The organism is Kitasatospora sp. NPDC059327, assembly GCF_042752535.1.
Classification (GTDB): Bacteria; Actinomycetota; Actinomycetes; order Streptomycetales; family Streptomycetaceae; genus Kitasatospora.
The window spans coordinates 49,162-62,189 of the sequence record NZ_JBHYYB010000007.1 but is presented as its reverse complement, the minus strand read 5'-3'; the positions used below and the strand labels follow the sequence as shown (position 1 = coordinate 62,189).

Sequence of the window (13,028 nt, the reverse complement as noted above, 5' to 3'; positions counted from 1 at the left end):
GGTCCGTCAGAAGACGGGCGGCCGGCCCAGCTTGGTCATCCGCCACACCGTGGTCCACCGCATCGGCCTGCGCGGCGGGCACGGCACGCGGACGCCCTCGAAGAACCCGCCCCACCATGCCTTCAGTCCGTCCATCGGCGGGCGGCGCAGCAGGGTGTAGGCGGTCCAGGAGGCGAGGTAGACCGGGACGAGCGGGGCGGGCAGGTGGCGCTTGGCGAGCCACACGCGGTTGCGGGCGGTCATCCGGTAGTAGGCGGCGTGGCGGGCGGGGTCGGTGCGGGGGTGCTGGAGCACCATGTCCGCCCGGTACTCGATCCCCCAGCCGGCGTCCAGCGCCCGCCAGGCGAAGTCGGTCTCCTCGTGCGCGTAGAAGAACTTCGCGGGGAACAGCCCGACCTGGTCGATCACGGACATGCGGATGGCATGGCCTCCACCGAGGAAGGTCGTGACGGGCCCGGACTGCATGGGGTCGGAGGCCCCGAGACGAGGCACGTGGCGACGCTGGGTGAATCCGGTCTCGTCGGCGATCCGGAAGGAGACGATGCCCAACTTCGGGTCCTGCTCGAACGCTTCGCGGATCAGGCGGAACGTGTCGGTCCTCGGGAGGAGGCCGTCGTCGTCCAGGACGACCAGGACGTCGGTACCACCGAGCTCGCGCAGCCGCTCGACGCCGGCGTTCCGCCCGCCCGGGATGCCGAGGTTCTCCGCCAACTCGACCGCGTCGACCCAGCCGGGCAGTTCGGGCAGCTCGACGCCCTGCCCGAGCACGACGGTCCGTACGCCGCTGTCGCCGCCTTCCTGGGCCTCGACCGAGTCCAGCAGCGCACCCAGCTCCGCCGGCCGGTTTCCCATCGTCAGCACCACCACGCCCAGCGTGACGCCCATCGCACCCGACCCCACTTCGAGGAACCCTTCATGATCACACCGACACCGCCGGCCACCGGCGAACCGTCGCTGCGGGAACTGGCCGCGGCCGGTCAGCTCCCGGACCACCAGGTGATGGACCGGGCCACGCTGGACTGGATCGCCGGCCACCGGCCCGCCGGTGCGGATGTCCGGGCCAGACTGCCACACTCGGTGAGGCTGCTGGTACCGAACGCCTCCTGGTTCGCCCGCACGGAGACCACCGACTCGATCCACGGTGTCCGGCACGGTGCCCGGGTCGCGCTCCTCGTACAGTTCCTGGCCCCCGGCCTGGGCCTCGTCCCCGAGCGGGTGCTCGCGCTCGCGGCTGCGGCGGCATGCCACGACTGCCGCCGCCGGCACGACAGTGCCGACCCCGGCCATGGCCGACGCGCCGCCCGCTGGCTGGCCGGCCATCTCGACGCCGTCACCTCCGCCTTCGGCACGGCCCCCTCGACGGAGGCAATCGTCGCAGTCGCCCTCCACGACGTTCCGCACCACACCTTCGACCAGCGCGAAGAAGGCCAGTACCGCCGACACGGCCTTGCGGTGGACCTCCTGAAGCTCGCCGACGCCTTGGACCGCTACCGGCTGCCGCTCCCCCGCTGGTGGACCGACCCCGGCCGCCTACGGCTCCCGGTTCCCGACTGGGCACCCGCCCTCGCCCACGACCTGGTGGTGCGCAGCGAGCGGGCCCGGCTCGACGGAGCCTGCGACGCCCGGGCGCTGGAACTCGCGCTCCACGCCGTACGGCCCGAATAGGAGAGAACCCGTGCACACCGACTGGGACCACGCCCACACCGACTACGGGGCCCCGACCGGCCACCCCGCCCCGACCGGGCTCGCCGACACGGAGAACGACTGGCGCCGGCGCCTCGCACAGAGCCCCAACGGCGACCTGATGCGCGACAACGCCATGCTCCGCGTCCTCACCGCCGGCGGCCCGCTCCATCTGCTGCACCTCACCCGGTCCCTGGACGCCGTCCGCTCCAGCGGCCAGTTGCTCGCCTCCACCGGCTGCCTGGTCGGCGCCGTCTACGGGTCCCCGCTCACCCCGCTGCCCGGCGGCGCGCTGAGGCCCCACAACCTCGGCGCGCACTTGCTGGACGCCCGGGCCCGGCAGCCTGCCGCACGACCATGAGCGAACGTTGCTGGCCGTCCACGCTGACGCCTACGCCGACCAGGCCGACGACCCATTCGTGCAGCGCTTCGAGTGGTTCGTCAACCACTGGACCGGCCGCCCCGGCTACGACTGCGTGATGGCCATGGCGGCCGGCCTGGCGCGGCAAGGGCCTGGCCGAAAGGATCCGCGAGGCACTGCTGTCCGATCGACCCGAGGCCCTCGCCCTGCGCTACGTTGACACCGCCCATCCCCGCGTTCGGACCATGTACGAGGCCTCGAAGGACAAGAAGGTCGGCGAGTAACGACCGTTCGATGACGCACCGTTCTACGCCGTCATGCTCCGCCACCTACGCTGATGCTGTCAGACTTGCCAGCTGGACGTCCGTTTCAACCCCATGGTGGACCGGTGCCCGGCTTCCCTTCGCAGGGAGACCCCGGCCGTTCCGGGGGCGCACAGGAGCTGGACGCTGTGCGGGCGGTGGCGGCCTGCTGTCACGCACGGATCGACACCGACAAGGTGAAGCCCACACCCGGTGCGGAGCTGCTCATTGGCCGGTGGTCGGCCGCCTTCCGGGAGACTACCGCCGACAGGGTCCGCCTCGGGAAGGCCGGGGTTCCCCGCAGGGAGTTCCTTCCCTCCTGGGCGGTGACTACGCGATGCTGCCAGGTATGGCCGGGGCCGGCCCGGCGGCGTGACCTCAGCCGACGGCCAGGGTGAGTTCGGCGGTGTGCGGCTGTCCGGCGGCCCGGAACTGCAGGAAGACGCGCCAGCGCCCGGTCTCGCCGAGCATCGCCCGGAAGGTCAGCGTCGGACCGCCGTGCTCGCTGTCGGCCTCGGTCGCCGGGTGGAGGTGGGCCAGTGCCTGATCGCCCTCGTGGAAGGCGCTGAGGTGGGCGTAGCTGTCCAGGTACGGCTGGAGATCGGTGACCGGCCTGCCGTCCTTGGCGACGGTGGCGGTGAGCAGGTGGGCGCCGGCCGCCGGCTCGCTCCGCAGGGTGACGGTGTAGCCGTCGACCGCGGTGCTGCCGGCCGGGCCGGGCAGCGGCACCGCGGTGGCCTGGCCGGGCACGGTCACGGTACGGCTGAGCACGAGCTCGCTGCTCTTGCCGGGGCCGCCGGCCGGCAGGAAGGACGCGTACAGCCGCCAGCTTCCCGGGGTGAGAGCGGCCAGGTCCGCCGTCCAGGTGCCGTCGGCGGCCATCGCCGGGTGCAGGTGCTGGAAGCCGGTGAGGTCGGAGCGGATCGCGTAGAAGTGCAGCTTCTCGCTCTGGTGCGCGAGGAAGTCGGTGACCGGCCGGCCGTCCGGGCCGGTGACGGTGAACGCGTAGCCCGCGGCCCGGTCGGCGGGCAGGTCGCTCGTCCCGGAGTCCAGGCGGTAGCCGTCCCGTTCGGCGGCGAGACCCAGCGCGGACGGGGGCAGGTCCGGCAGGCCCGGCAGGGGCGGCACGGGCTGCGCGGGTGACCCGGGCGAGGCCGCCGCGCCCGGCCGCCCAGCCGGCCCGGAACCGGACGGGGAACCGCCGGTGACGAGCCCGAGCAGGAGCAGCACGGGCAGGCAGGAGGCCAGCGCCCAACCACGGGAGAACGAACGGTGAGCAGCGGACATCAGCGGGTCTTTCCCGGACGGACGCGCCGGGGCGCGTGGCGGAGCGGGTGCGGGCGGAGCGGGTGCGGGCGGAGCGGGTGCGGGCGGAGCGGGTGCGGGCGGAGCACGTGTGAACGGAGCAGGTGCGGGCAGGACCGGTTCGGCCGCGACCCGGTGGCGTGCGGGCCGGCGAGCACCGGCCCACAGAAGGGGAGACCGGTGCGGGCCGCCGGGATAACCGAAACTTCCGACCCGACGCGACGGGAGCCCCGCCCGACCCGGTCCGCGGACCGCACGGCCCCGGGGCGCCGGGTAGGTTGGCGGACCGGCGCGAGTGCGGCGGGGCGACGGTCGAAGGGTGGTGGCGGGATTGGTGTCGCGGGCGGTGGTGGACTGCGCGCTGTACGAGCGGGGACGGCGGCTGCCGGGGCCGGTCGAGCTCTCGGAGGTGCTCCGGCGGACGGGCGGGGACGACGGCCGGTTCGTGTGGATCGGGCTCTACGAGCCGACCACCGAGCAGTTCGCGGAGATCGCGGCGGCGTTCGAGCTTCATCCGCTGGCCGTGGAGGACGCGGTGCGGGCCCATCAGCGCCCGAAGCTGGAGCGGTACGGGGACACCCTGTTCCTGGTGCTGAAGACGATCGTCTACGTCACGCACGACAAGGTGACGGCGACCAGCGAGATCGTCGACACCGGGGAGATCATGGTGTTCGCCGGGCCGGGGTTCGCGATCGTGGTGCGGCACGGCAGCGCCCCCGCGCTGGCACAGGTGCGGCGGGAGCTGGAGGCCACCCCGGAGCTGCTGGCGGCGGGGCCCGCGGCGGTGCTGCACGCCGTGGCCGACCACGTGGTGGACGGGTATCTGACCGTCGCCGACGCCTTCGAGCGTGACGTGGAGGAGCTGGAGACGGTGGTGTTCTCCGCCGAGCGCACCGACGACGCCGGGCGGATCTACCAACTGAAGCGGGAACTGCTGGAGTTCAAGCGGGCGGTGGTCCCGCTCGGCCTGCCGCTGCAGCGCCTGTCGGACACGGGTGCGGCGGCGCTGGTGCCGGCCGGGACCGCCGCCTATCTGCGCGATGTGGCCGACCACCACGCGCAGGCCAGGGAACGGATCCTCGCCTTCGACGAGCTGGTGAGCAGCATCCTGAGCGCGAGCCTGGCGCAGCTGTCGGTGCGGCAGAACACCGATATGCGCAAGATCAGTGCCGGGGCGGCGCTGGTCGCGGTGCCGACGCTGGTGGTGGGCGTGTACGGGATGAACTTCGACCACATGCCCGAACTGCGGTGGACCTTCGGCTACCCGGCCGTGCTGCTGGTCACCGCCGCCGTCTGCGCGTTCGTCTTCCGGGCGTTCCGCCGCAACGACTGGCTCTAGGAGGCCACCGGGTGGCGCGCCGCCGGACCGGGCGCGCCCCTCGCCCTCGCCCGGCCCCCGCCCGGCCCCTCCCCCGGCCGCGGGACCGGCAGCGGTGGGGCGGGGCGCGGAGGGGGCGCGGGCGGCGCTCAGGGCGGCGCGGTACGGGCGGGGTTCAGGCCAGGCACCCGACGTGCGCGAGGGCCCGCTTGAGCAACGCCCCCTGCCCGCCGGGCATCTCCTGCTGCACCAACGCCGAGGCGGCCTCCTCCGGGCTGAACCAGACCAGGTCGAGGGCGTCCTGACGGGGCCTGCAGTCGCCGGCCACCGGGATGATGTAGGCGAGGGACACCGCGTGCTGCCGGGGGTCGTGGAACTCGGTGACGCCCAGGGTGGGGAAGTACTCGGCGACGGTGAAGGGTTGCAGCGAGGCCGGGATCCGGGGCAGCGCCACCGGGCCGAGGTCCTTCTCCAGGTGCCGCAGCAGCGCGTCCCGGATCCGCTCGTGGTAGAGCACCCGGCCGGAGACCAGCGTGCGGCTGACCGTGCCGTCCGGTCCGATCCGCAGCAGGAGTCCGACCTGGGTGACCTCGCCGGTGTCGTCCACACGCACCGGTACGGCCTCGACGTAGAGGATCGGTATCCGGGCCCTCGTGGTCTCAAGTTCCTCGGGGGCGAGCCAGCCTGGCTTGGTTTCCGTCATGTCAGACATTCGCTGATCGTACGTTCCCCCGCGCTCCCCGGGCCGACAACCCGCGCGGCGGCGGCCCGGGATCGCCGGCCCGGCCCGGTCTGTCCCGCGCCGGCCCGGGCCCCGTTCAGCCGGCCACCCGCACCACGAACTTGCCGGTGGCCCGGCCGGCCGCCATCGCGTCGTGGGCGGCGGGGACGGCGGCGAGGCCCGGCAGTTCGGTGACCGGCAGGGTGAGCCGGCCGTCCGCGACCAGGTCGAGGGCCCGGCCGATCCCCCGGGCCAACCGGGCCGGGGCGGTCGCCGCCAGGAAGCGGTGGCTGAATCCGGTGACGGTGAGATTGCCGGCCAGCAGCCGGCCCAGCGGGGGCAGCGCGTCGACGGCGCCCCCGCCCGCGTTGCCGAACAGGACGATCCGGCCGCCGGGTGCGGCCAACTGGAGGTCCAGTTCCAGGGCCTGGGTGCCCAGCGGGTCGAGGACCAGGTCGGCGCCCTGACCGTCGGCGGCCGCCCGGACGGCGTCGACGAGCTTCTCGTCCCGGGCGAACGCGGCGTGGTAGCCGGACGCCACCGCTGCCGCCGCCTTCTCCGGGCGGCCCACCGTGCCGATCAGCCGGCCGCCGCCGAGCAGCGGCACGAGCCGGGCGACCGCCGCACCGATGCCGCCGCCGGCCGAGTGCACCAGGACGGTGTCCCCGGGGGTGAAGCGGCCCGCGTCGGTCAGCAGCAGCAGCGCCGTGGCCAGACCGAGCGGGACGGCCGCGGCCTCGGGCAGCGCGACCCCGGCCGGGAGCGGGACGGTCAGCGCGGCGTCGGCGACCACCACCTCGGCCAGGCCGCTGCCGACCGGCGCGGCCACCACCCGGTCGCCCTCGGCCAGGCCGACGACACCTTCGCCGACCTCCCGGACCCGGCCGGACACCTCCTTGCCCGGACGGTACGGCCAGGCCGTCACGTACGCGGCATCGCCCCGGCGGGCCATCACATCGACGAAGTTCAGACCGGCGTAGGACACCTCGATCGACACCTGGCCGGGGCCGGGCCGTACCTCGTCGACCTCCGTCACCCGCGAGTTCTCGGCTCCGCCGGGTGCGGTCATCACCAGTGCGCGCATGTGGGTTCCCCTCCAGCTACGATGTTCTACGAACGACGAAATTAGTACCACGCAACTTCGACGACTGTCGAACAATGGAGGTCCGCCCGTGCCCCGCAGCAGCCGACGCCGTGCCCCGCTCGCGCACCCCGCGGCCGAGGAGATCGACCTGCTCGACGTGCTGCACGCGCTGTCCGACCCCACCCGGATGACGATCGTGCGCGTCCTGCGCGCCGAACCCGAACGGGCCTGCGGCACCTTCCCGGTGGACGTCGCGGCGTCCACGCTCAGCCACCACTTCAAGGTGCTGCGCGAGTCCGGCCTGATCCGGCAGCGCGAGGAGGCCAACCGCAGGCTCACCGCCCTGCGCGGCGCCGAACTGGAGCAGCGCTTCCCGGGGCTGCTGGCCGCCGTCCTCACCTCCTACGACCGCACCGCCGGACCCACCGACTGAGCCGCGCGGAGCCGACGCCCAGGCGAGGGAACCGACCCGCGGTGGCGCGCTGACCGAGCAGGAGGTCCGCACGGACAACAAGCCGGGCCCCACCTACGAGGACCGCCACCGGCTGAACCGGCGGCCGCGCGCCTGCCCTGCCCCACCGGAGAGGGCGGGGCAGGGCCGGCGCGCGTTCCGGACACCACCGGGCCCCGGCACGGTGTGGGACCGGCACCCGGCACGGCGTCGGGGCGGAGACGGCCGACCGGTCACCCCGTCCCCCGCGCTCACACAGGCTCGGGCAGGGGGAAGCTGCGCCGCATCAGCGCGTCGAAGGCCGCGTCGGGCAGCAGCCGCTTGGCGAGCATGGTGGACCGGGCCAGGCCGCCCACGGCGTAACGGGCCCGGGGCGCGCGGCGGTGGCCGCGCGGACGACGACCCGGGTGGCGGCCTCGGCGGGGACGGCTCCGTTGCGGCGGGTGAAGGTGCGACCGGCGTACATCTCGGCGAGACGCGCGCGGAAGGTGGCGTACGGGTCGGCCGGGTCCGGTCCGCCGTGCATGGTGGCGACCGCGGTCGCGGCGAACCCGGTGATGGTGGGCCCGGGTTGGACCACCACCACCTCGACGCCGAACGGGGCCACCTCCAGGCGCAGCGAGTCGCTGATCGCCTCCACCGCGTGCTTGCTGGCGTGGTAGAAGGCACCGCCGGGCGGCGAGAAGCGGCCGGCCATCGAGGAGATGTTGACGATGCGGCCGCGGCCGGCGCGCCGCATGCCGGGCAGCACCAGCTGGGCCATCCGCACCAGCCCGAAGACGTTGGTGTCGAACTGGGCCCGGATCTCCTCCGGGGTGGCGGATTCGACCGGCAGGTGGAGACCGTACGCGGCGTTGTTGATCAGCAGGTCGATCCGGCCGTGCCGGGCCTCGACGGCGGCGACCGCAGTGGCCATCGAGGCCTCGTCGGTGACGTCGAGCGCCAGGGTGGTGATGCCCAGCGCGGCGAGGTCGGCGAGGGTCTCGGGGCGGCGGGCGGTGGCGTGCACGCGGTGGCCGAGCCGGTGCAGGGCGAGGGCTGTCTCCCGGCCGAGGCCCGAGGAGCAGCCGGTGATCAGCGCGGTCTGCGCGTCGGCGGTCATAGCGAGGCCTTTCGGTGCAGGAGGTCCCAGACGGCGGCTTCGGCGCGGTCGAGGTCCTCGGGGGGAAGGGTGTCGAGCCCGCCCGGGCGCCGGAGCTTGACGAGGCCGGTGAAGGCCCCGAGGCCGAGGGCGACCAGTTGGGCGGCGTCGCCCTCACGGATCTCGCCGGCCCGCTGGCCGCGTTCGATGAAGTCGGAGGCGACGCGGTCGATCTCGTCGGCCAGGGCGCGGCTCTCGGGGGCGAGGAAGGTGTCGTGCTGCTGGTGTTCGAGGAAGACGAAGGCCGCCGGATGCGCGCTCGCGTAGCGGGTGAAGCCGCGCCAGAAGCGTCCGAACTCCTCACGGATCCCACCGGCCGGACCGCCCTCGGCGAGGGCGCCGGCGAGGTGGTCGAGCAGGGTGCGCTTGGCGTGCTGGAAGGCCGCGTTGCCGAGCGCCTCCTTGCTGGGGAAATACCGGTAGATACTGCCGACGCCGACACCGGCGCGCTGGGCGACGACGGGCATCTGGGTGCCCTCGTAGGTGCGTTCGGCGAAGAGCGCGAGGGCGGTGTCGATCAACAGCCGATCAAGGTCGGGCTTCCTGGGTGCCACGGAATGAATATTCATTCCTGTCCCCACCGGTGTCAATCCCCGAGCGGGATCCGCCGGGACTCCCCCCGAGAAGCCGGCCGCAGGAGCGGGGGCGCGCCACCGCGGGCGAGCGCCCGGGCTCGCTCGCCGCCTCGGGCCACCCGCTCGCACCACAGAGGGCGACGATCGTGTCACCTTGCGCCATAGTCACTGTTCAGGGACGTATCGTAGCCGCGCCGAGGGCGCGCCCAGTCCCTCTGAAGGAGAGCAGCATGGCAACTGGCAAGGTCAAATGGTTCAACGCGGAGAAGGGCTTCGGCTTCATCGCGCAGGACGAGGGCGGCCCCGACGTCTTCGTCCACTTCTCCGCCATCCAGAGCACCGGCTTCAAGGAGCTGTACGAGGACGACCGGGTCGAGTTCGACGTCACCCAAGGGCCCAAGGGCCCCCAGGCGGAGAACGTCGTCAGGCTCTGACCGGAGGTGGGGCCGGCCCCGCGGTCGGCCCCACCCCGCTACGGCAACGGAGTGTCCCAGGCGAGCAGGCGCAGCAGTTCCTCGTCTACCCGGGATCCGCGCCCGGCCCCGGACGCCTGGGGGCCGGGCGGCTGATCGGCCCCCGGTCGGCCACTGCCCGGCCGGGGGCCGGCCGAGGTGGGGCCGGCTGTGAGGCGGGCGCTGGTGGCGATGTTCCGCTCGGTCCTCGGCCTGCGGACGTGCTCGTAGCGGGCCAGCGCCTCGGCGGGTCCGGGGGCGTCGCGCAGTGCCTTGGCCAGGACGACGGCGTCCTCCAGCGCCATCGAGGCGCCCTGGCCGGTGGCGGGCGAGGCGGCGTGGGCGGCGTCGCCGATCAGGACGGCGCGGCGGCCGCGCCAGCGCCTCCCCGGGGCCGGCTGGAGCGCGTTGGTGACCATCAGCCGGTCGTCCGTCGTGGCGACGATCCGCGCGGCCGGCGTGTCGTCCGGACTGAGCAGCGGCCGGAGCCACTCCCGCCACTGGGCGGGGGAGGTGCCGGCGACCTCCTCGGTGGAGGCCGCCGGCCCGGTCACCCGAGCGAACCAGCAGGTCTCGCCGGCCGGTGAGCGCAGGTAGCCGAAGGCGGTGGCACTGCCCCGGACCATGGTGATCCGCTCCGGCGCGGGGGCCGGCGGGGCGACGGTGCTGTACCCGTAGAAGACCCGCTGCCCCGCGTACTCGGGTCCGGCGGCGGCCGGGTCGAGCCACGCCCGTACGGCGGAGTGCGTCCCGTCGGCGCCGACCAGCAGATCGCCGGTCACGCTGGTGCCGTCGGCGAAGTGCGCGGTGATGTCGGTGGCGGACTCCGTGACGGCGGTGAGTCGGGCTCCGTGCCGTACGGTGATGCCGCGCCGGACCGCCTCGGCCCGGAGGGTGGCGGCCAGTTCGGCGCGGCGCAGACAGCGGTAGCGGGTCAGCCGGTGCTCGGGCTCTCCCAGCGGGACGGTCGCCAGTTCGGCGCCGGTCGCGTCGAGCACGCTCATGGTGGTGACCGGGAAGCCGACGGCCGCGACGGCCTCGGCCGCGTCGACCTCGGCGAGGGCACGCATCCCGTTGGAGGCGAGGGTCAGGAAGGCGCCGATGTCCGCACCCGTGTCGGGGTGCGCCTCGTGGACGGCGACGCCGAACCCCGCCTTGTGCAGCGCCAGCGCGGCCGCCGTTCCGGCGACACCGCCACCGATGATCTGAATCGCCGTCACCTTCGGTTCCCCTCAGCTGCCTTCGGGTCGAGACCGGGCCCGATCCCGGCAGTCCCACCGGCCCTGCGCCCCATCCTGCCAGTGGCCGGGGCCGGCGGCCCCCCGGTTCCCGACCGAGCGGCGGCAGGTCACGCGGCGGCGGTCCTGGCGCGGAGCCGGGATCAGAAGCCGGTGGTGTCGAGCACGAGGCCCAGCGGCGCCGGCAGGCGCAGCGGCGTCCCGAGGGGATGCGGCCCCTCCACCCGTGTGCAGCCGAGCCGACCCGGCCGAAAGAACAGCGCGCAGGTGCTTTCCCGACGGTCCACCAGGAGGTGGACAGGGGGGCCGAACTGCGAGTAGCGCCGTCGTTTGGCGGTCCGGCCGGTGTCACCGTTGGACGGCGACGTCACCTCGACGACGAGCACCGCCCGGTCGGGAAGCGGCGCCCCTTCCGACCGCCCGGCCGCCACCTGCGGACATCACCCTCCCCGGCGCGGCGACGGGTCCGGCGGGCCCGGCTTTCCGGTGGGCCGTCATCTAGGACATGAACTGTCCCACATGGCTCCTACTGTGGTTCTCGGCAACGGAACAGGACTGACGAAGGTGAACACCATGACCGACACCACGACGCACGCCGAGCCGACCACCGACGCGCAGGGCGGCCCGGCGGCCACCGGGGAGCGCGCCGACCTGCTGGCGATGCTGGACAAGCACCGGCACTTCCTGCGGTTGACCACCCACGATCTCACCGACGAGCAGGCCGGACGCCGGAGCACCGTCAGCGAGCTGTGCCTGGGCGGCCTGATCAAGCACGTCACGGCGGTCGAGCGCGGCTGGGTGGACTTCATCCTGGAGGGCCCCTCGGCCCTGGGCGACTTCGACGCCATGACCGACGCCGACTTCGCGCGGCGCGCCGACGAGTTCAGGCTGCTGCCCGGCGAGACGCTGGCCGGTGTGCTGGCCGGCTACGCCGACGTGGCCCGCCGGACGGACGAGTTGGTCGCCGTCCTGCCCGACCTCGACGCCTCGCACCCGCTGCCGAAGGCCCCCTGGTTCGAGTCCGGCGCGCGCTGGTCGGCACGCCGGGTGCTGCTGCACGTCATCGCCGAGACCGCGCAGCACGCCGGCCACGCCGACATCGTCCGCGAGGCCCTGGACGGCGCGAAGAGCATGGGCTGACGGACCCCGCCCCCGGACCGGCGCTCCCCCGTGCGCCTCGGCGCGTGCTCCCGCGCGTGCTTCGAGGAGGGGGAGCGCCGGTCAGCGCTTGACCGCGACTCCCGCGTAGGCGGGGGCCGCCTCCTGCCAGCCCTGCGGCAGCTCGCCGCGCGGCCGCCACAGCGGCAGTTGCACCAGTCCGGGCTCGGCGAACTCGAAGTCGCCGAAGAACTCCCGCACCTGCTCCTCGGCCCGCAGGACCAGCGGCGAGCTCGCACGGCTGTAGATCCGCGTGGTCTCGGCGACCGCCTCGGCGGTCATGAAGTCCTGGGTGCCGTGCGAGAGGATCAGCAGACTGCCCGGCGCCAGGGCGTCCCGCAGTCGGGCCACCGTCTCGGCCGCGCCTTCCTCGTCGCGGACGAAGTGCAGCACCGCCACCAGCATCAGGGCCACCGGCCGGGAGAGGTCGAGCGCCTCCTTGAGGCCCGGGTCGCCGAGGATCGCCTCCGGATCGCGCAGGTCGGCATGGAGGACCGTGGTGTGACCGGCGGGGTGGCGGGCCAACAGGGCGCGGGCATGGGAGAGAACGATCGGGTCGTTGTCGACGTAGACCACCCGGGCGTCCGGAGCGACCCGTTGGGCGACCTCGCCGGTGCTGCCGACCGCCGGAATCCCGGTGCCGATGTCCAGGAACTGGCGGACGCCCAGGCCGGCGGCGAACTCCACCGCGCGCCCGAGGAACTCGCGGTTGATCCGCGCCCCCAGCCGGGCGTCGGGCATGGCCGCGATGACCTTCTCGGCCGCCTGCCGATCGGCCGGGAAGTTGTCCTTGCCGCCGAGGTAGTAGTCGTACATCCGCGCAGGGTGCGGAACGCCGGTGTTCAGCTCCGCCGGCGGCTGCCACTCCCCCGCCGCCACCGGCCCCGACCATCCGGCCATCGCATCGTCCCGCATGAGTTCCCCAGCCGTGCTGACAATAAGTCATCTCATCCTAAGCACGGTGGGATTCGCTCCGCCGACCAACCAACAGGACCGTGCCCTGTCGTACCGGTCCCACCGACCCCGCGGGGCAACCGGGGCGCGCGGAGCGGGCCGGGTACGTGGGGGTCGGGCACCCGGAGCGGGCCGGGTACGCGGAGCACGCCGGGTACGGCGGAGGGTCGGCTACGCGGAGGAGTCGGCGGGCCGGGGTCGCGGGGGGGGGGGGGCCGGGCGGGGGGGGGCCCCCCCCCCCGCCGGGGGGCCGGCCCCCCCCCACCCCCCCCAGCACCCGCGCGC

At 74.1% G+C, this 13,028-nt stretch carries 15 protein-coding genes; 6 read left to right on the top strand and 9 right to left on the bottom strand.

Annotation, left to right across the window (positions count from 1 at the left end; genetic code table 11):
* Nucleotides 1-6: 6 nt before the first annotated feature.
* Complete coding sequence (locus ACFXHB_RS06965) at nucleotides 7-885, bottom strand: glycosyltransferase family 2 protein (protein ID WP_380572759.1); 879 nt, start codon at nucleotides 883-885, stop codon at nucleotides 7-9.
* A 30-nt stretch (nucleotides 886-915) separates the two neighbouring features.
* On the opposite strand from ACFXHB_RS06965, the gene ACFXHB_RS06960 reads away from it, so the two are divergent.
* Complete coding sequence (locus ACFXHB_RS06960; protein WP_380572757.1) at nucleotides 916-1,665, top strand: hypothetical protein; 750 nt, start codon at nucleotides 916-918, stop codon at nucleotides 1,663-1,665.
* 10 nt (nucleotides 1,666-1,675) lie between these two features.
* Nucleotides 1,676-2,044, top strand: a complete 369-nt coding sequence (locus ACFXHB_RS06955) for a hypothetical protein (protein ID WP_380572756.1) — start codon at nucleotides 1,676-1,678, stop codon at nucleotides 2,042-2,044.
* Nucleotides 2,045-2,724: 680 nt separating this feature from the next.
* On the opposite strand, the gene ACFXHB_RS06950 is transcribed toward ACFXHB_RS06955, so the two are convergent.
* Nucleotides 2,725-3,633: a hypothetical protein gene (locus tag ACFXHB_RS06950; RefSeq protein WP_380572755.1), complete on the bottom strand. Its 909-nt coding sequence runs from the start codon at nucleotides 3,631-3,633 to the stop codon at nucleotides 2,725-2,727.
* A gap of 337 nt (nucleotides 3,634-3,970) precedes the next feature.
* Here ACFXHB_RS06950 and ACFXHB_RS06945 point away from each other — a divergent pair, with 337 nt between their 5' ends.
* Nucleotides 3,971-4,990: a magnesium and cobalt transport protein CorA gene (locus tag ACFXHB_RS06945; RefSeq protein WP_380572753.1), complete on the top strand. Its 1,020-nt coding sequence runs from the start codon at nucleotides 3,971-3,973 to the stop codon at nucleotides 4,988-4,990.
* Between the two features lie 154 nt (nucleotides 4,991-5,144).
* On the opposite strand, the gene ACFXHB_RS06940 is transcribed toward ACFXHB_RS06945, so the two are convergent.
* Nucleotides 5,145-5,672: an NUDIX hydrolase family protein gene (locus tag ACFXHB_RS06940; protein ID WP_380572886.1), complete on the bottom strand. Its 528-nt coding sequence runs from the start codon at nucleotides 5,670-5,672 to the stop codon at nucleotides 5,145-5,147.
* A gap of 115 nt (nucleotides 5,673-5,787) precedes the next feature.
* The gene (locus tag ACFXHB_RS06935) at nucleotides 5,788-6,774 is read right to left on the bottom strand and encodes a zinc-binding alcohol dehydrogenase family protein (RefSeq protein WP_380572751.1); all 987 of its coding nucleotides are present in this window, start codon (nucleotides 6,772-6,774) and stop codon (nucleotides 5,788-5,790) included.
* Between the two features lie 88 nt (nucleotides 6,775-6,862).
* Here ACFXHB_RS06935 and ACFXHB_RS06930 point away from each other — a divergent pair, with 88 nt between their 5' ends.
* Nucleotides 6,863-7,207, top strand: a complete 345-nt coding sequence (locus tag ACFXHB_RS06930; protein ID WP_380572750.1) for an ArsR/SmtB family transcription factor — start codon at nucleotides 6,863-6,865, stop codon at nucleotides 7,205-7,207.
* Between the two features lie 304 nt (nucleotides 7,208-7,511).
* On the opposite strand, the gene ACFXHB_RS06925 is transcribed toward ACFXHB_RS06930, so the two are convergent.
* On the bottom strand, nucleotides 7,512-8,327 hold the full coding sequence (locus tag ACFXHB_RS06925; RefSeq protein WP_380572748.1) for an SDR family oxidoreductase: 816 nt from the start codon (nucleotides 8,325-8,327) through the stop codon (nucleotides 7,512-7,514).
* Nucleotides 8,324-8,920: a TetR/AcrR family transcriptional regulator gene (locus ACFXHB_RS06920; protein WP_380572746.1), complete on the bottom strand. Its 597-nt coding sequence runs from the start codon at nucleotides 8,918-8,920 to the stop codon at nucleotides 8,324-8,326. Before ACFXHB_RS06920 ends, ACFXHB_RS06925 begins: the two co-directional genes overlap by 4 nt.
* A gap of 251 nt (nucleotides 8,921-9,171) precedes the next feature.
* Between ACFXHB_RS06920 and ACFXHB_RS06915 the strand changes: the two genes are divergently transcribed.
* Nucleotides 9,172-9,375 (top strand): cold-shock protein, encoded by a 204-nt coding sequence (locus ACFXHB_RS06915; RefSeq protein ID WP_380572744.1) that lies wholly within the window; start codon nucleotides 9,172-9,174, stop codon nucleotides 9,373-9,375.
* 38 nt (nucleotides 9,376-9,413) lie between these two features.
* Here the strand turns inward: ACFXHB_RS06915 and ACFXHB_RS06910 are convergent, their stop codons facing one another.
* Together ACFXHB_RS06910 and ACFXHB_RS06905 are read right to left on the bottom strand one after the other, a co-directional pair.
* Entirely contained in the window at nucleotides 9,414-10,613 is a 1,200-nt protein-coding gene (locus tag ACFXHB_RS06910; RefSeq protein WP_380572742.1) for an FAD-dependent monooxygenase, read from the bottom strand.
* A gap of 161 nt (nucleotides 10,614-10,774) precedes the next feature.
* Nucleotides 10,775-11,062 (bottom strand): Uma2 family endonuclease, encoded by a 288-nt coding sequence (locus ACFXHB_RS06905; protein ID WP_380572740.1) that lies wholly within the window; start codon nucleotides 11,060-11,062, stop codon nucleotides 10,775-10,777.
* Nucleotides 11,063-11,204: 142 nt separating this feature from the next.
* Between ACFXHB_RS06905 and ACFXHB_RS06900 the strand changes: the two genes are divergently transcribed.
* Complete coding sequence (locus ACFXHB_RS06900) at nucleotides 11,205-11,771, top strand: DinB family protein (protein ID WP_380572739.1); 567 nt, start codon at nucleotides 11,205-11,207, stop codon at nucleotides 11,769-11,771.
* An 81-nt stretch (nucleotides 11,772-11,852) separates the two neighbouring features.
* On the opposite strand, the gene ACFXHB_RS06895 is transcribed toward ACFXHB_RS06900, so the two are convergent.
* Entirely contained in the window at nucleotides 11,853-12,689 is an 837-nt protein-coding gene (locus ACFXHB_RS06895) for an SAM-dependent methyltransferase (RefSeq protein ID WP_380572737.1), read from the bottom strand.
* Nucleotides 12,690-13,028 lie beyond the last annotated feature (339 nt).